Genomic DNA, 16464 nt, shown 5'->3' with positions numbered 1-16464 from the left:
AGGGATCCACAGATCCGCGATGGGGTCTGTTCGGCGCAGCGCTGGGCGCGGCAGCGTGGGGGAATGACCTTGCGCCTGGACACCCCCGAGGCGGCTCTGGCCGCCATCCCCTACCTGCTCACCTTCACCCCGGCCGACTCCCTGGTCCTCCTGCTGCTCACTGAGCACAGGAACCTGCAGGTCAGCTTGCGCGTGGACCTGCCGGCCGCCAGCGACCCGAACTGGCTGCTGACCGTTCTTCAGGGGATCCCGGATCCGGTCCCGGACGCAGTGCTGCTGATCGGGTACGCCGACGCCTTCCCGGCAGAACACGCACAGGCCGTGGGCGAGTGGGTGATGCATGCGTTGGCGCCGGTCATGGACGTGATCGATCTGCTGGTGGTGAACGGCGGCGGGTTCAGCTCCGCGCTCTGCGACGGCGACCGCGGGCAGGTCAGACCATGATGCAGGTGACCGAACACCCGGTCGTCGCCGAGTGCATCGCCGCCGGGATGACGTGCGCCCCGCACCGAGACGTTCTCGTGGCTGCGGTCGAGCACATCGACGACGAGGTGACCGAACAGGTGCGCCGCACGCTGCGGCAATCCGTGCGAGGGGACTACCGCCGGCGGCGCGATGAAATGGAAGAGACCGCCCTGAGCCTGCTGTTGTCCGACGGCCCGTTGTCTGCGCAGGACGTTGTGTGTGTGGCCAGGGCGTGCCGCGACGTGCACGTGCGGGATCCGCTGCTGAAGATCCTGCTCGCCGAATGTTCCGACGACCGGTACGGCCTCAGCCGCGTTCGCACCCGCCTGGTGTACTGCCTGCGTCACACACCTGGCCGGCATGCCGGCTCTGTCGCAGCGACGTTGGCGCTGGTGTGTTGGGCAGACGGTGATGGGGCCGCAGCGCTGGTGGCCGTGGACCGCGCGATGGAGTCAGACCCGGCGAACACCTTGGCGCCGCTCGTGGCTGACGCGCTGCAGAACAGTCTGCCGCCGGACACCTGGGCGACGATCACCGGTGATATCCCGCTGGAGGTAATGCGCGGCAGGAGGCGGCGCAGCGCGAGCCGGCCGCGGGACTTATCGTCGGGTCATGCACCTGGCACAGGATCCGGCAGCGGACGAGCTGCTGGACATCGACCCGTTCGCGCTGCTCGTCGGCATGCTTCTGGATCAGCAGCAGCCGATGGAGCGTGCCTTCGCCGGCCCTTACCGGATCTGCCAGCGCCTCGGCTGGGAGCGCCTGGATCCCGCGGCCGTGGCGGAAGTGGGAGAAGAGCGCCTGATCGACGTCATGAAGCAGACCCCGGCGGTACATCGTTACCCGGCGAACATGGCGCGCAGAATCGTTGCGCTCGCCGAGGTAGTCGTGGCCGACTATGCGGGGGATTGCGGGCTCATCTGGGCTGGTGATCAGGCACACGACGTCTACTCGCGGCTGCGGGCGCTGCCGGGTTTCGGGGAGGCGAAGGCCAAGATCTTCCTGGCGCTGCTGGGCAAGCAGCGCGGTGTGACGCCCTCAGGCTGGCGCGAGGTGTGCGCACCCTATGGCGCGGAGGGGACGACGCTCTCCGCCGCCGACGTCGTGGATACGCGAACCCTGTCAGCGGTCCGGGCCACTAAGCGAGAACTGAAGACACGCGGTTCCTGATCGGGCATCTGCCAGGGGAATACGGCAGGCGTGCCAGAATGTTGACCTGGGTGTGCAGCCGTGTTGCTGCAACAGTCCTGAGAGACCCGATCCTCGACGAGAGGTTGTTACGTGCCGATTGTGAAGTCGAAGAAGGCCGCCTCCGCGGCCAAAGCGACGCCGGCGAAGAAGTCGCCGACGAAGCCCACCGGCACGGCGGCGAAGAAGACTCCGGCGAAGAGCGCGGCCAAGCCCGCCGCCAAGGCCGCGGCCAGCGGACCCACAGCGAAGAAGGCGGCCGCGAAGAAGGCGGCCGCGAAGAAGGCACCGGCCAAGAAGGCCACAGCCAGAGGTCGCAAGACCGCTGAGGCGGATCCGGTATCTCCCACCGAGCTCACCCAGGCCGCGGAACTCGAGCAGGACCTGGAGAAGGAACTCAAAGAGGACCTGAAGGGCATCGAGGAGGAGAAGGAGAAGGAGAAGGAGGCCACCTTCACCCTCTCCGACAGCGACGACTCGGACGAGCCGGTCGCGCAGGTGACGCAGGCAGGTGCCACCGCGGACCCCGTCAAGGACTACTTGAAACAGATCGGCAAGGTCCCTCTGCTCAACGCCGAGCAGGAGGTGGAACTGGCCAAGCGCATCGAGGCGGGCCTGTTCGCCGACGAGAAGTTGGCGGAGAACCCGGATCTGGACACTGAGACCCGGATCAAGCTTGAGTGGATCGCCGAGGACGGCCGCCGGGCCAAGAATCACCTGCTCGAGGCCAACTTGCGACTGGTGGTGAGTCTGGCGAAGCGGTACACCGGTCGCGGAATGCTGTTCCTGGACCTCATCCAGGAGGGCAACCTGGGCCTGATCCGTGCGGTCGAGAAGTTCGACTACACGAAGGGCTACAAGTTCTCCACGTACGCCACGTGGTGGATCCGGCAGGCGATCACCCGTGCCATGGCCGACCAGGCCCGTACCATCCGCATCCCGGTGCACATGGTCGAGGTCATCAACAAGCTCGCGCGCGCAGCGGCAGATGCTGCAGGACCTCGGTCGGGAGCCGACCCCGGAGGAGCTGGCCGCCGAACTGGACATGACCCCCGACAAGGTGGTGGAAGTCCAGAAGTACGGCCGTGAGCCCATCTCGCTGTCCACGCCGCTGGGCGAGGACGGCGACAGTGAGTTCGGTGACCTCATCGAGGACTCCGAGGCCATCGTGCCCGCGGATGCCGTGTCCTTCACCCTCCTTCAGGAGCAGTTGGAGTCGGTTCTGGACACCCTCTCGGAGCGTGAGGCAGGAGTGGTCCGGATGCGCTTCGGACTGTCCGACGGCCAGCCGAAGACCCTTGACGAGATCGGCAAGGTCTACGGCGTCACTCGTGAGCGGATCCGCCAGATCGAGTCCAAGACGATGAGCAAACTCCGCCACCCGTCCCGCAGTCAGGTCTTGCGGGACTACCTGGACTGATCCGCCGGGGTTGCGCACACCAGGGTGTAGGTCCCCAGGTACACCGAGGGGCCGACCGCGTCGATGTGCCAGCCGGCAGCGGTCAGTTCCGCCAACTGCAGAGGATGCCGGCTCAGAGCCACGGTGCGCCGCACCTGCCCCAGTGGCGCCAGCGGTTCGAGAATCCGGATGTGCCCCCGGGATACCCGGGCCATCTCGTGCAAGATGAGCCTGCGCCTCTCGGGCGCCAGGAGGCCAAGGAAGGCCGAACTGACGACCATGTCGAAGCGCCCGTCCGGAAAAGGCATCGCGTCCGCGTCGGCGCACACGCGCCGTACCGAGCGCCCCTGGGCGAGCATGGCCAAACTGCGGTCCAGGCCCGTGTAGTCGTCGACGTCCGCGGCGGCGGCGGCGGTGCCGCACCCGACATCCAGGACTGAGCCCGAAACGCCGACTACCAGTCGGCGGCGCGTTCGCCCCCAGCCCGACAGTGTCATCGCCGGGTCGTAGAGCGGCGCCAGGAGATCACCGGGCGCCATCACGCCACCCGGGACCGACGTGCCGGCTGGTGTGCCGCTCCACCAAGCGCCACCCCGTCCGGCACGTGCGTGTGCTGTCTCCGCCCACGGCACATGCGAACCTTCGGCCTTGTGCTCGGCCAACATCTCGGCCCACAAGGGCTCGATGAAGTGATAGGTGACCCAGCGCTCCACATCGTGGTAGCGGTCGAACCCGCGGGGCGTCAGCCGGTAAGTCCCGTGATCCGGGCGCACCAGACCGGCAGCGACGAGGGGAGCCATGGCCGCTCGGAGCAGTCGCACCCAGCCGCCGTAGGACTGCGCCAGGGACGACGGGCGGATCGCGCCGGCATAGGCCTGCCAGAAGGCGTCATACGCCATGCCGCCCAGGCTCCCCAGGTGCAGCCAACGGGCCAGGGGTGGTTCGCCCGATGCCACCGCGTCGATGTAAGTCAGCAGGCCGAAGTGGTTGACGTAGAAGTCGTGGCCGGCGAAGGAGGAACTCCCAGCGCCGAAGCCCATGAAACGCCGACGGGTGATCGAGGTGTACGACGCGGCCCCGATCCTGTTGAACGTCCACACGGAGCGCCGCTGGTACCCCATTTTCGCGGCCAGGGCGCTGACCTCGGCCAAGACCGCGTGTTCGCGCCGGCGGTCATGGCGGGCCACGCCGAACGGCGTGTAGCCGAACCGCATCAGCGGGTAGGTGCTCACCTGATCCACGCCCTCTTCGAAGCACACCCGCACATCGGCCAAGAATGCGCCGGGGTGCTGGGACGGTTCCTCAAGGGCGACGTCCACGATCAGGTCGACGTCCACGCAGTCGAACAGTTCGCGGGCGTTGGCCATCGCGGTCCGTGCCATTGCCGCGTCGTGCGGTCGGCGGAGGTGCCGTAGGACGGGGTCGTGGAAGGACTGCGCCCCGATGCTCACCGCGGTGAAGCCGATGTCCCGCAGCGTCTTCAGGCGCTCGGTGGTGCCATGCAGGGGGAGGACTTCGATCGCCCGCTCGCCCGCCACCGGAATCCTCGCGAGGACTTCGGCGAGGCGATCGGGATACAAGGTCGGCGTCCCGCCACCCACGTACAGAGAGACGAACGGCCCGGGGGAGCCAACCTTGTACATGTCGATCTCGTCGAGCAACGCCGCGAAGTAGGAGTCGGCGAGATCAGCCCGGGCGAGGACTTTGTTGTAGGGGCAGAACGGGCAGATCCATTCGCAGAAAGGTACGTGGACGTAAGCGCCGACAGCGCCGTCGAACGATGCCATGACCTCCGACGGCCGCAGACCCACCGCCTGCGGCTGGGGCATGACTCCATTGTGGCACCGGCGCCAGGACGACGCCGACGGCCATCCCACGACGGCAAGATCAGCGGTTCGTTGTCACCCGCGATCACAGGTGGTCGTCTGGTGGTGGTGTTTGTCGTACCCCGTGGGTAGGTTCGTACTGTTCGAATCGGTGGGGGTGGTGGTGGTGTTCGAGGTGTCGCGGCAGGTGGCCCGGCGGTTGTCGCTGGCCGCGGAACTGCCCGCCGAGCATCCTGCGGTGTTCGATGAGATCGGCGGGTTGGTGGATGGGTTGCCGGACCCGCAGTGGTTGTGCGCGGAGCAGCGGGCGGGGTCGATGGCGGTGGCGGCCCGGTTACGTGACCGGTTCGACGCCTACCTGGCCGACCTCGCGGCCGCCGCTGATGAGCACGCGGATGCCCGGGTGTTGCACGCCGGCAGCACCGGGATGCTGGTCGCGGTGGCCACCGGCGCCAATCCGCAGACCGGTTCGGGTCTGGTGGCCCGCGGGAATGCCCTGCAGCACCTGCCGGTGGTGCATGCGGCGTTCCGGGCCGGGCGGATCTCCGCGGCGCATGTGGGGGTGATCACCGCGGAAAGCCCCCGGATCCCCACCTTCGCCGACCTGGAGGCCGAGGTGGTCACGATCGCCGAACAGGTCGAACCGGCCGAGTTGCGCCGGTTCCTGCGGCTGCTGGCCGACCAGTGCCGCCCGCAGGCCCGCGACGACCAGGCCCAGGCGCTGCACGCCAAACGCAGCCTGTCGCTGTCGGAAACCCCGGACGGGATGTTCCGCCTCGACGGGTACCTCGACCCGGTCGCCGGGGCGAACCTGCGCGACGCGTTGGCCCCGTTGATGGCCCGCACCGGCCGCGACGACCCCGCACCCCCAAACAGCGCCGCGCCGACGCGTTGGGCGACCTGGTGGCCGCGGGGGCGGCGAACCGGCACCCGCTGGGGGTGTCCCAGGTCAGCGTGCTCGTCGATCTGGAAGATCTGTCCGCCGGGGACCACACCCAACTCGACGACGAGTCGGTGCTGGGCACCCGGATGTCCGACCTGCTCACCTGCACCGCGATCGTGTCGGTGATCCTGGGCACCCGCCGGGCAGGGGTGTTCGTGCCGCTGGCCCTGGCCCGCGGCAAACGCGGGGCCAGCACCTCCCAATGGCGGGCCCTGATCGCCCGCGACCGCGGCTGCATCCGCTGCGGGCGGGCCCCCCGCTACTGCCAGGCCCACCACATCCACCACTGGGCCCACGGCGGGAAAACCGACCTGTCCAACATGGTCCTGCTGTGCCAGACATGCCACCACGACCTGCACTTCGGCCACTACACCATCACCATGAACCAGGGCATCCCCCACATCACCCCCACCACCAGCCGCGCACCACCCCGCACCGCCTGACCGAGCAGATCAGCGCGGGAACTTGACGGTGCGGCTCGGCTTGCTGCGTCCCGCGTCGGACTGGGCGATGACGTAGAACCACGACGTCTTGGTTCGCTGTGCCTTGATCTTCGCGGCGGTCTCCGTGGTGCGCTTGACGATCTTGAACGACGTTCCGTTCGTGGAGCGGTATACGAGGTACCGGTCAACCGGCGAGCCGTGTTCCTCAGCGGCCCGCCAGCGGACCTTGACGAACTTCTTGCCCCAGCGCTGTACGCGTGGCTTGCCCGGCGCCGCAGGCGGGTTCTGCGTGACTGTTCCCGGGAAAGAGGGCTGCTGGTATTGCGGCGGGTCTGACGGGGTGGGCGCAGGTTCTGTGGGGTCGGCGGGTGCATCGGCGGGTGCGCCGATCGTGAAGTCGGGACCGACGGCCCAGGCCAGCGGCACTTCCTGCCCGTCCACGGGACGGACCCGCCATCGGTAGGTCCCGGGGGCAGGCGGAGTGTCGACGCTTGTGCCGTAGGCGAGGTTGTCCGTCTTGACGGACCTGGCTGCGGCCCAAGTGGTAGCCGTGTATTGCAGCTCGTACTTCATGACCCCGCCTGGGCTGAAGGAGGAGTCCAGGGCTTGGGACGCTGTGAGCGCGTCCCCCCACCGCAAGACGGCATTTCTCCCACCGTCGGTGGACGTGGCGCTCAGGTCCCCGGCGGGAGCGCTGTGTTTGGAGAACCTACCCACGTACGCCGGGTCGTTGATGGCGTAATCATCAACGAGGCAGATGAGGTCGTCCTCCGCGATGCTGTCGTACACGCAAGGTTCGACGTGCCAGTAGTAGCTGCGGTTGGGGCCGTTGTCGTCGTACGTCTCGGGGGGGACCAGCATGGCCGCCCTGGTCTGGTAGGTCGCAATCAGGTTCGTGAAGTCTCCGTCGAGGGCGACGGTGACCGCGTAGCCGTCGGCGCCGGCGGCAGGTTCCCAGCTGAGCAGCGGAACGTCTGTGCCCGACATGGACAGTTCGTCAGGCATGGCCGGATACCACATAACGCCCGAACCGGTGACGGGATCGGTCACGGTGAACGTGAGCCATGAGCCCAGGGGAGCACCCGGCTCGGGGCGCTGGTTGGACCATATGCCGTAGATGGTCGTACCCGGGTAGTCGGGCCCGGTGCCCACGTCCACCGCCCGGACGCGCACCGCGTAGGGAGCCCCCGACTCCATCGGCAGAGCGACCCGGAAGTACTGCGCCTGGGCATCCGGGTCGCCCGGAATGGTCGGTGCCGTCACGGTGAAGGTTCGCGGGTCCCCGCCCACGGATGTGACAGTCGCAGGGAACGGGTCCACGACGACCTGGTCCCCGGCTTCGTTGAGGAACCGGACGTAGACGAAATCGCCGGTCTGGATGTCATCACTCTGGATGGCCACCTGGTCGGGGCCCGGGCTGGACCACTCACTTGCCCCGACCCACGAGCGGACGGGGGATTGGACAGTCGCGCAACTGGAAAGGGCTGAACGGCGTGCGTAGCTGCTCTCGAACGGGGGTGCGAACGCGGAGTGCGGTGTCTTGCAGACCACACCGTCGATCACGTCGGTGCTCAGGGGATCGATCTCCACCTCGTAGTGGGAAGCACCCGGCACCGGATCCCAGGTGATGGCCACGCGGTTCAGCGGGGGTGTGTTCCCGCCGCTGACGAGGCGCACGTTCTCCACGCGAGAACCCGGACTGGCTGCGGCGGCACCGGCCGGTTCGTCGGTGTTCGTCCACCTGCGGGTGAACTCCCGTGTCGCGCTCCACGCGCCCTCGTCGCCGTTGGCCGCAACGGCGCGCACATGCCAGTAGTGGGTCTTGGCCGTATAGCTGAACGTGCGCACATACGTCGTGCCGTGGACCCCGCGGGGCACCGCTTCATCGCCGGGATCGGTGACCGTCACGAACTGGTCATCAAGGGCCACCTCGATCTCGTAGCGATCCGCGCCCGTCACCGGCGACCAGGCGAAGACCGGTTGGTCGACGGTGGCGCCGGCGGTGGGTGTCGAGGAGGTCGGTGCCGGCAGGGTCGCGGCGTTCGCGGTCATTGGAGGCGCCACCAGGGCCATTGCGGCAACCAGGATCGCGGCGGCCGTCCATCGGGGCTTCATCACACCATCCGTCCTCTCACCTGGGCACGAAGACCTTCGCGGGCCGGCCTTCACCACCACGACTGACCGCATTGACCATGAACCAGTACTTCTGCTTCGTGCTGACCCGATAGGCAGCACGCAGGCGGTCTACAGTGTTCAGGGGCTTCCAGCGCTTGCCGTTGCGGGAGTAGAACACCTGGTACCCCTCGACCGGGAAGTAGCGGGGTTTCGGAGCCTCCCAGGTGAGGGTCACCCGCTTGCCCTGGCGCACCGCCCGCAGGTGCTTGGGCTGACCAGGTTCGGCCACTCGCAGCCGGAAGGAACGTGTCGCGCTCCAAGGCCGGGCCTGCCCGCTGCCATCCACGATGCGCACGCGCCACTCGTACCGCTGCCCGAAGGACAGGCGCGGGCCCGGTGCTGCTTCGGTCTCGGACTGCATGTACACGGGAAGATCGGTCAGGACCCCGGTCTCCGGCCAATCCCCGCCGACATTGCGCAGTTGGACCTCGTATCCGTCGATGCCGCCGATGGAGTCGTAGGAACGACGCAGGTTCTTGTTCACCTTCATGGCGGTACGGCTGAACGGCGCCCACCCGACCCGGGACCAGGGGCCGAACCGCTTCGCCCGGTCCGTCCGCGTCAGCGGCGACAGTTTCTTGAACGAGCGATAGGCCCCGGTGCGATGCACGACCTTGTTGGACGACACACATGCGTCCATGGCGTCGTCGCCCTGACAGGGCACCACGTACCAGAAGTAGGCACGCTCGGAGTTGTCCTCGGGGATCCGCTCCAATGGGATGAACCGCGTGTTGGTCGTGGAGTACTGACCCACCTCGGTGGTGAAGTTGCGATCGGCGGCGATGACCACCTTGTAACTCGTGGCCCAGTCCACTGGTTCCCAGGCCATGACCGGGGCGTCGAGGAACACCGTCCCGTCAGCCGGAGCCAGCAGTCGAGCGGGCTCACGTCCCGAAGTCCCCTTCATGGGGTCGCCGTTGACTGTGAAGAACTGCGGGCCGGGTGGTGTCTCTGTGGCCCGCCGGGCTTCGTCGGACCAGAGCGAGTAATTCTCCGTGCCGGCACTGGTGAGATCGACGGCGCGCACACGCACCCAGTAGTTGCCGGCCTCGATCTGGCAACCGTAGTCGCCGACATCGTCGATCAGGCTCAGACCGGGGCCACCCTGCGACGTAGGACCTGTCTGGGGCAGGGTCACCGACTCGATGTTCGGCGTCAGCACCGTGTGCGGTGTCAGGCACACGACGGAGTCCTCGGGGGAGTACGAGGGGACCAGGTCGGGATCCATGTCGTAGGCCGGATCGAGTTCCACCACGTAGTACGACGCATTGGCGACAGGTTCCCAGGAGATCTGGATGGCGTTGATGGGCGCCTGCACGCCCGGATCGGGCAGGAAATCCTCCACAGTGACCTTGTCGGGCCTGGCCAGCTCCCGGGCTCCGCTGTGGGCGTCGGGCACCATCCAGCGCTGCGTGAACTCACGGGTCTTCGACCACCGGGTCTTCAACCATGGGGTCGGCGGTTCGGCTAGTGCGCGTACCCGCCACCAGTACGACGCGGCGGGCCATTGCTCGGTGTCGATGAACTGCGTGGCGCCGGTCTTGATGGTCTCCACGATGTCCGCGAACCGACGGTCCTGCGCGATCTGCACTTCGTACAGCGAGGCGCCGGACACCGGCCGCCACCTCAAGTTCGGGTACTGGACCTTCGCATGGTCCCTGGGCCCGACCATCACGGGTCCCGGAGGTTCCTTGGCAGCCTGGGTGGGGGCACTGGCTACGGTGAGCGCGACGACCGGCGCCAGCACCGCAGCTGCTACTCGGAGCAGGATGGAGGCCACGCTTTTCCTTCGGCACGATTTACCGGACCCTTGACTGGCGTGGGTCGTCCGGGTGCCACAGCCATAGACTCGGTGTCCGTGAGCCAGTGGACCACTGACGGCGACGGTGCCGTCCTGCGTATGACCTTCTGCGACCCCGCCAGCCGGAACCGGCTGACCACCCCGATGCTGGAGGAGGCGCGGGCGATCCTCACCAAGGCGGTGCTGGAAGGTGTTCGGGTCGCCATCGTGCGGGCGGAGCCGGTCAAGGGCACATGGTCCAGCGGGCACGACATCAGTGAGATCCCGCTGGAGGCCTCCGAACACGTGTGGGCCAACCCGTTGGAGGGCTTCCTGGAGTACTTCCGCCGGCTGCCTATCGCGACCATCGCGGAGGTGGGCGGGGATGTGTGGGGCGGCGCGTGCGAACTGGTGCTCAGTTGTGACCTGATCGTCGCCACCGCAGATACCCGCATGGCGATCACCCCCGCGCGGTTGGGCGTGGGGTACCCCCCGTCAGGTGTGGCGCGCTTCCTGGCGTGCCTGCCGGCGCAGATCGTGGCACGGATGTTCCTGACCGCGGAGCCGATCACCATGCAGACGGCCTTCGAGCTCGGTGCGGTCACCCAGACGGTCGGGCGGGCCGAGGACCTGGAACCCGCCGCCCGCGCCTGGGCCGAGAAGATCATCCGCAATGCGCCGCTGACGATCGCCGCCACGAAAGCGGCGCTGGCGGAACTGTCGGATGCTCATCTGCCGCCCGAGGTGGCCCACCGGGTGGACGAGACGGTGGCCCGGGCGTGGACCAGCAAGGACCTGGCCGAGGGTGTCAAGGCCTTCGAAGAACGCCGGCCCCCGGAATTCCGGGGGCACTGAGCGTCAGAGGCGCTGAGCGTCAGACCTCAGTTCGCGCTCTCGTCCATGCGGTCGGTCTCGTCATGGATGGTCGCCGCCAGCGGTTCGAGCGCCGGGAGGTGCTTGCGTGCGTGGTGACCGCAGAAGAGCAACTCACCGCCGGAGCTGAGAACGACCCGTACATAGGCCTGCGCCCCGCACCGGTCGCACCGGTCGCTGGCCGTCAGCGGACTGGGCGTCAGTGTCGTCATCACTGGAACCACCTCCTCGCGGTAACTTGCCCTTCACCGTACTTAACACTGTTACAAGCATCGGGGATTCCCGCATCAAGGATTAACTGTGTTTCGCGGCAAGCGAATCCATCCACACACGCGGGTGCTTGGCCGTAGACCGGGTAGTCGGCCTCTACTGTGGATGAGTGCCCACGAAGACCGCGACCTACTCCGCTGACGCGCTGACCGTTCTCGAGGGTCTGGATGCGGTCCGCAAGCGTCCGGGCATGTACATCGGATCCACGGACTCGCGCGGTCTGATGCACTGCGTCTGGGAGATCATCGACAACGCTGTGGATGAGGCGCTGGCCGGTTTCTGCACGACGGTGGACGTGGTGATCCACCCGGATGGCAGTGTCGAGGTCCGCGACAACGGGCGCGGCATCCCCGTGGACGTCCAGAAGAAGTCCCGGCTGACCGGTGTCGAACTGGTCATGACCAAACTGCATGCCGGTGGCAAGTTCGGCGGCGGCTCGTACGGGGCGGCGGGCGGATTGCACGGGGTGGGTGCCTCGGTGGTCAACGCGCTCTCGGCCCGACTGGACGTCGAGGTGGACCGGGCGGGCAAGACGTACGCGATGTCGTTCCGCCGCGGAGTGCCCGGCATCTTCGACGGCGAGGGCCCTGACGCGCCCTTCACTCGCAAGGCCGGGCTGCACCCGAGGGGTTCGGTGCCCAAGACGCGGACCGGGACGCGCATCCGCTTCTGGCCCGACCCCCAGATCTTCACCAAGGACACCACGTTCGACCGCAACGCACTGTGGGACCGTGCGCGGCAGACCGCGTTCCTCGTACCTGACCTCTCGCTGCATGTCCAGGACGTGCGCCACGAGTTCGACCACCTCGAGGAGACGTTCCGTTTCAAGGGCGGGATCGGGGAGTACGTCGACTATCTCGCCGATGACGAGCCGGTGACCGGGATCATCCGACTGGAGGGCGAGGGGCATTTCACCGAGCACGTGCCGGTGCTCGACGGCAAGGGCCATCTGAGCACACAGGACGTGGAACGCACCTGCACGGTGTCGATCGCGATGCGCTGGGGGACGGGCTACGAGACGGTGACCCGCTCGTTCGTCAACGTCATCGCCACGCCCAAGGGCGGCACGCATGTCACCGGTTTCGACCGGGCCCTGACCAAGACCGTCAACGAGCAGTTGCGGGCTGCGCGGGTGCTGCGCGCGAGTGAGGACGCCGTCGGCAAGGACGACATCCTGGAAGGGCTCACGGCGGTCGTGACGGTGCGCCTGGCTGAGCCGCAGTTCGAAGGGCAGACCAAGGAGGTCCTGGGGACTCCACAGGTGACCGGCATCGTCTCCCGGGTGGTCGCCAAGCGACTCACCGAGTGGTTCACAAAACCGCCCCGCGGGGAGAAAGCAAATGCCAAGGCGGCGCTGGACAAGGTGGCCAACGCGGCCCGTGCCCGGCTGGCCGCGCGGCAGACCCGGGATGTGCAGCGCCGGAAGAACGCCCTGGAGTCCTCGGCTCTGCCTGCCAAGTTGGCTGACTGCCGCAGCAGCGCCACCGACTCCACGGAACTGTTCATCGTGGAGGGCGACAGCGCGTTGGGGACGGCCAAATCCGCCCGCAACTCCGAGTTCCAGGCCCTGCTGCCGATCCGCGGGAAGATCCTGAATGTGCAGAAGGCGTCGATGGCCGACATGCTCAAGAACGCCGAGTGCGCCTCGATCATCCAGGTCATCGGTGCCGGGTCGGGCCGCACGTTCGACCTCGAGCAAGTGCGCTACGGCAAGATCATCCTGATGACGGACGCTGATGTCGACGGCGCTCACATCCGGACGCTGCTGCTCACGCTGATCCACCGGTACATGACACCCTTGCTCGACACCGGACGGGTATACGCCGCGGTCCCGCCGCTGCACCGCCTGGAGATCATCAAGCCCGGGGCGAGGAACGAGATCCGCTACACCTACTCCGACGAGGAGATGAAGAAGGTGGTGTCGGATCTGCAGAGGCGGGGACAGCGCATCAAGGACCCGATTCAGCGCTACAAGGGTCTGGGGGAGATGGACGCCTCACAACTGCGCGAGACGACGATGGACCCGGCCCGGCGGCAGTTGCGGCGGGTCACGGTCTCGGACGCCTCAGCGTCCAACGACGTGTTCGGCATGCTGATGGGCAACGAGGTGGGCCCACGCCGGGAGTTCATCGTGGAGGGTTCGCTCGAACTCGACCGGGAGATGCTGGACGTCTGAGCCGTCGCCTCAGAAATCGTATAGTTCCAAGGCGCCGGTCGCCACGTCGTACATCGCGCCGGCCACCACCACGTTGTCGGGGATGAACGGGAACGACCGGATCCGCTGGACGTCAGCGCGCAGGGTGGTCATCGGGTCGTCGATCGTCCGGAACTCCAGCGACCGGGTGTCGACGCCGTGCTCCTCGAGGATGGCGTCGTGGACCTGGGCTTCGGTGTTCTTGGCCATGCGGCAGTCCGTGTGGGGCATGACGATGACCCGGTCCACGTTGAGCAGGTACGTGGCGAGCACCAGGGTGCGAAGGACATCGTCGGTGACGCGGGCACCGGCGTTGCGCAGGATCTTCATGTCCCCGGCGTGCATGCCGAGGGCGGCCAGTGGGTCGATGCGCGAGTCCATGCACGTGATCAGCGCCAGGCCCTTGGCGGCACGGCCCGACAGCCCGGAGTGGTGGTGGTCCTGGACGAACTCCCGATTGCCCGCGAGCACATCCTCGAATCTCGACGTGTTCATCGCCTTCGAATGTACCTAGGCCGACGATTCCCCGGAGGAGTGCCCCGGGAAGACGCCGTGCGTGGGGTCGATCAGGGGGGCGGCATTGTTGACCGCCAGCGCGGCCTCGCCGAACCCCACCGAGATCAGTGGCACCTTGCCCGGGTAGGTCGCGATGTCCCCGGCGGCGTACACGTGCGGCAGGGTGGTGGCCATGGTGGTGTCGACCGTCAGATGCCGCTTGTCCAGCTCCATGCCCCAGTCGGCCAGGGGGCCGATGGAGGCGATGAAGCCCAGGGCCGCGACCACGGCGTCCGCGGGCAGTCGCTGCTCGTCACCGGTCTGCTTGTGCGTCACGCGCACCCCGGTCACGTAGTCCGCCCCCTCGATGCCCGTCACCTCGCTGGACGTCACCAGGCGCACGCCGAGTTCGCGGACCTTGTCCACGGTGCCGGCGTGGGCGCGGAAGGCCTCACGGCGGTGGACCAGTGTGACGCTGGCGGCGATCGGATGCAGTGACGGGGCCCAGTCGAAAGCTGAGTCGCCGCCCCCACGATCACGACGTCCTGGCCCGCGTGCGTCCAGTTTGGGTACGAAGAACACGATCCCGGCCCCCGTGAACTCGTCCGCGGCGGGCAACGGGCGGGGCGGAAGGCGCCGATGCCGCTGGTGATCAACAGCACCGTTGCCTTGATCGAGGTCCCTGACTCCGTCGTGACCAGTACCCCATCGCCGGTCTGCTCCAGCGAGACGGCCTGATCGCCCAGGACGTAATCGGGGGAGTAGGAACCAGCCTGTTGCGCCAGCCCCTCGACGAGGTCGCGGCCCCGGATGGCCGGGAAGCCGGCCACGTCATAGATCAGCTTCTCCGGGTACATCGCCGATATCTGGCCACCGATCTCGGGCAGGGTGTCGCACACGACGGTCCGGAACCCCCGGAATCCCGCGTAGTATGCTGCGTAGAGGCCGACCGGCCCGGCCCCGATGATGAGCATGTCGGTGGTGTGCTTCACGACTGCCGCCATTTGATGCTGCAGCCCATGGACGGTCGGTGCGGCTCGGGGACCGGCTGGCCGGCAAGGACGTGCTGGATCGCGGCGGTCAGCAACTCGCCCGTGCGGGGCTGCCCGTTCTTCGGCGTGGAGCCGTCGAACGCCCCCCGGTACGCCAGCACGCCAGCCCGGTCGTAGAGGAAGAGGTCGGGGGTGCACACAGCACCGAAGCCGCGAGCGACCGTCTGTTCCGCGTCGATCAGGTATGGGAAGTCCCAGCCGGCACGGGCCGCCTGCTCCCGCATCCCCTCCGGGGAGTCCTCCGGATACGCATCTGCGTCGTTGGGGTTGATCGCCACGGTCCGCAATTCGGGGGCTGCGGCGATGACGTGGCCCAGGTCCTGCTCGATCCATCTGACGTACGGGCAGTGGTTACACGCAAAGACCACCAGCAGCGGGTGCCCTTCCGCATACTCGTGCAGATCGACCAAGGTCTCGTCGAGATCGAGGAGGGTGGCTTCGGGCAAGGGCGCGCCAAGAGGCACCATTCCGGATTGCAGGGCCATGATTCGAGCCTAGTCGCCCACCCACGCTGGCACGGGTAGTCACGGCCGGTGCCCGCCGGCAGCACAAGCAGGTGAATTCAAGGGTCCATCGACGACGTGGTCCCGCACGGCGTGTCAGTGTGGAGGCATGCCGTGGGTCGTGGGGGCTGTGGTGGGGGCAGTCGTCGTGGTGGCGCCCGTACTGCCCGCTGCGAATACCGTCGACGTCGAGTGGAACAAGGGGGGCGGGCCGGCCGCGATGCGCAGGGGAGTGCCGAACCCGCCCGGCTGGTACCGCGCGGCCGTGGGCCCTCGCACCGATGAGAAGGTCCTGTACCTCACCTTTGATGACGGGCCGTCGGCGCACACTCCCCGGCTGCTCGGGGCGCTCCACCGCCACCGGGCGCGCGCAACATTCTTCGTCGCCGGTGGTCCGGCTAGGAGCAATCCGGCGCAGATCCGGCGCATGCACCGCGACGGGCAGGCCATCGGCAACCACACCTGGTGGCATCCGCGCCTGACGCAGGTCCGCACCAAGCGTGTCCGCAGCGAATTGCGCAGCACGCAACGGGCGGTGGGCTCGCCGATGGCCCCCTGCATGCGCCCGCCCTACGGCTTGATCGATGGGCGAGTGGCGAGAGCAGCCATCGGGGTGGGCTTCCAGCCGGTCCTGTGGACCGCGCACGTCGACGACTGGTCGCCGCATCCCTTGTCGTGGACGATCGCGCGCCTGCGCAAGGCCACCAAGCCGGGTGCCGTGATCCTCATGCACGACACGCACGCTCAGACAGTCACTGCCGTGCAGCGGCTGCTGCCGTGGTGGAAGAAGCACGGGTGGCGCCTGCGGGCCGTGCCGGCATGCCGGTCCGACGAGTCATCGCGCTGACGCGGCCGCCT

At 67.7% G+C, this 16464-nt stretch carries 13 protein-coding genes and 3 pseudogenes; 8 read left to right on the top strand and 8 right to left on the bottom strand.

Features of this window, described 5'->3' with window-relative positions:
* Positions 1–63 precede the first annotated feature (63 nt).
* The 4 genes and pseudogenes from IPG68_10105 (at position 64) to IPG68_10090 (ending at position 3073) form a co-directional block, all read left to right on the top strand.
* On the top strand, positions 64–444 hold the full coding sequence (locus tag IPG68_10105; GenBank protein ID MBK6763586.1) for a DUF4192 family protein: 381 nt from the start codon (positions 64–66) through the stop codon (positions 442–444).
* Positions 441–980, top strand: a pseudogene (locus IPG68_10100) (DUF4192 family protein). Before IPG68_10105 ends, IPG68_10100 begins: the two are co-directional and overlap by 4 nt.
* A gap of 97 nt (positions 981–1077) precedes the next feature.
* Positions 1078–1635: a Fe-S cluster assembly protein HesB gene (locus tag IPG68_10095; GenBank protein MBK6763585.1), complete on the top strand. Its 558-nt coding sequence runs from the start codon at positions 1078–1080 to the stop codon at positions 1633–1635.
* A 111-nt stretch (positions 1636–1746) separates the two neighbouring features.
* Positions 1747–3073: pseudogene (locus IPG68_10090) on the top strand (RNA polymerase sigma factor).
* On the opposite strand, the gene IPG68_10085 reads toward IPG68_10090, so the two are convergent.
* Both IPG68_10085 and IPG68_10080 read right to left on the bottom strand, forming a co-directional pair.
* A complete protein-coding gene (locus IPG68_10085; protein ID MBK6763584.1) occupies positions 3061–4881 on the bottom strand; it encodes a radical SAM protein in 1821 nt (606 codons plus the stop codon). The pseudogene IPG68_10090 and the gene IPG68_10085 sit on opposite strands and share 13 nt — an antisense overlap.
* Before the next feature lie 331 nt (positions 4882–5212).
* A complete protein-coding gene (locus IPG68_10080; protein ID MBK6763583.1) occupies positions 5213–5605 on the bottom strand; it encodes a hypothetical protein in 393 nt (130 codons plus the stop codon).
* Here IPG68_10080 and IPG68_10075 point away from each other — a divergent pair.
* Positions 5563–6264: an HNH endonuclease gene (locus IPG68_10075; protein ID MBK6763582.1), complete on the top strand. Its 702-nt coding sequence runs from the start codon at positions 5563–5565 to the stop codon at positions 6262–6264. The two genes, IPG68_10080 and IPG68_10075, sit on opposite strands and share 43 nt — an antisense overlap.
* A 9-nt stretch (positions 6265–6273) precedes the next feature.
* Here the strand turns inward: IPG68_10075 and IPG68_10070 are convergent, their stop codons facing one another.
* Complete coding sequence (locus tag IPG68_10070) at positions 6274–8379, bottom strand: fibronectin type III domain-containing protein (protein MBK6763581.1); 2106 nt, start codon at positions 8377–8379, stop codon at positions 6274–6276.
* 16 nt (positions 8380–8395) lie between these two features.
* Positions 8396–10219 (bottom strand): fibronectin type III domain-containing protein, encoded by a 1824-nt coding sequence (locus IPG68_10065; protein MBK6763580.1) that lies wholly within the window; start codon positions 10217–10219, stop codon positions 8396–8398.
* A gap of 78 nt (positions 10220–10297) precedes the next feature.
* Here IPG68_10065 and IPG68_10060 point away from each other — a divergent pair, with 78 nt between their 5' ends.
* Positions 10298–11074, top strand: a complete 777-nt coding sequence (locus IPG68_10060; GenBank protein MBK6763579.1) for an enoyl-CoA hydratase/isomerase family protein — start codon at positions 10298–10300, stop codon at positions 11072–11074.
* A 26-nt stretch (positions 11075–11100) separates the two neighbouring features.
* On the opposite strand, the gene IPG68_10055 is transcribed toward IPG68_10060, so the two are convergent.
* Complete coding sequence (locus IPG68_10055; protein MBK6763578.1) at positions 11101–11307, bottom strand: hypothetical protein; 207 nt, start codon at positions 11305–11307, stop codon at positions 11101–11103.
* A 164-nt stretch (positions 11308–11471) separates the two neighbouring features.
* Here IPG68_10055 and IPG68_10050 point away from each other — a divergent pair, with 164 nt between their 5' ends.
* Positions 11472–13538, top strand: coding sequence for a type IIA DNA topoisomerase subunit B (locus tag IPG68_10050; protein MBK6763577.1), 2067 nt, complete (start codon positions 11472–11474; stop codon positions 13536–13538).
* 9 nt (positions 13539–13547) lie between these two features.
* Here the strand turns inward: IPG68_10050 and IPG68_10045 are convergent, their stop codons facing one another.
* The 3 genes and pseudogenes from IPG68_10045 to IPG68_10035 all read right to left on the bottom strand — a co-directional run bounded on the left by IPG68_10045 (position 13548) and on the right by IPG68_10035 (position 15588).
* Positions 13548–14051 (bottom strand): carbonic anhydrase, encoded by a 504-nt coding sequence (locus IPG68_10045; GenBank protein MBK6763576.1) that lies wholly within the window; start codon positions 14049–14051, stop codon positions 13548–13550.
* Positions 14052–14066: 15 nt separating this feature from the next.
* Positions 14067–15055 (bottom strand): annotated as a pseudogene (locus tag IPG68_10040) (NAD(P)/FAD-dependent oxidoreductase).
* Positions 15040–15588, bottom strand: a complete 549-nt coding sequence (locus tag IPG68_10035; GenBank protein ID MBK6763575.1) for a thioredoxin family protein — start codon at positions 15586–15588, stop codon at positions 15040–15042. The pseudogene IPG68_10040 and the gene IPG68_10035 overlap by 16 nt, the downstream one beginning before the upstream one ends.
* Positions 15589–15715: 127 nt before the next feature.
* On the opposite strand from IPG68_10035, the gene IPG68_10030 reads away from it, so the two are divergent.
* Entirely contained in the window at positions 15716–16453 is a 738-nt protein-coding gene (locus tag IPG68_10030; GenBank protein ID MBK6763574.1) for a polysaccharide deacetylase family protein, read from the top strand.
* The last annotated feature ends 11 nt before the right edge of the window (positions 16454–16464 follow it).

It is taken from the genome of Micrococcales bacterium, assembly GCA_016703125.1.
GTDB lineage: Bacteria > Actinomycetota > Actinomycetes > S36-B12 > UBA10799 > JADKAV01.
The sequence above is the reverse complement of the archived record's forward strand: the minus strand, read 5'-3'. Positions and strand labels throughout refer to the sequence as shown.

What these genes read in the sequence shown, in the direction of transcription:
- IPG68_10030 (MBK6763574.1), top strand. Translation starts at nt 15,716, where the DNA reads ATGCCGTGGGTCGTGGGGGCTGTGGTGGGGGCAGTCGTCGTGGTGGCG.
- IPG68_10105 (MBK6763586.1), top strand. Translation starts at nt 64, where the DNA reads ATGACCTTGCGCCTGGACACCCCCGAGGCGGCTCTGGCCGCCATCCCC.
- IPG68_10095 (MBK6763585.1), top strand. Translation starts at nt 1,078, where the DNA reads ATGCACCTGGCACAGGATCCGGCAGCGGACGAGCTGCTGGACATCGAC.
- IPG68_10045 (MBK6763576.1), bottom strand. Translation starts at nt 14,051, where the DNA reads ATGAACACGTCGAGATTCGAGGATGTGCTCGCGGGCAATCGGGAGTTC.
- IPG68_10035 (MBK6763575.1), bottom strand. Translation starts at nt 15,588, where the DNA reads ATGGCCCTGCAATCCGGAATGGTGCCTCTTGGCGCGCCCTTGCCCGAA.
- IPG68_10085 (MBK6763584.1), bottom strand. Translation starts at nt 4,881, where the DNA reads ATGCCCCAGCCGCAGGCGGTGGGTCTGCGGCCGTCGGAGGTCATGGCA.
- IPG68_10070 (MBK6763581.1), bottom strand. Translation starts at nt 8,379, where the DNA reads ATGAAGCCCCGATGGACGGCCGCCGCGATCCTGGTTGCCGCAATGGCC.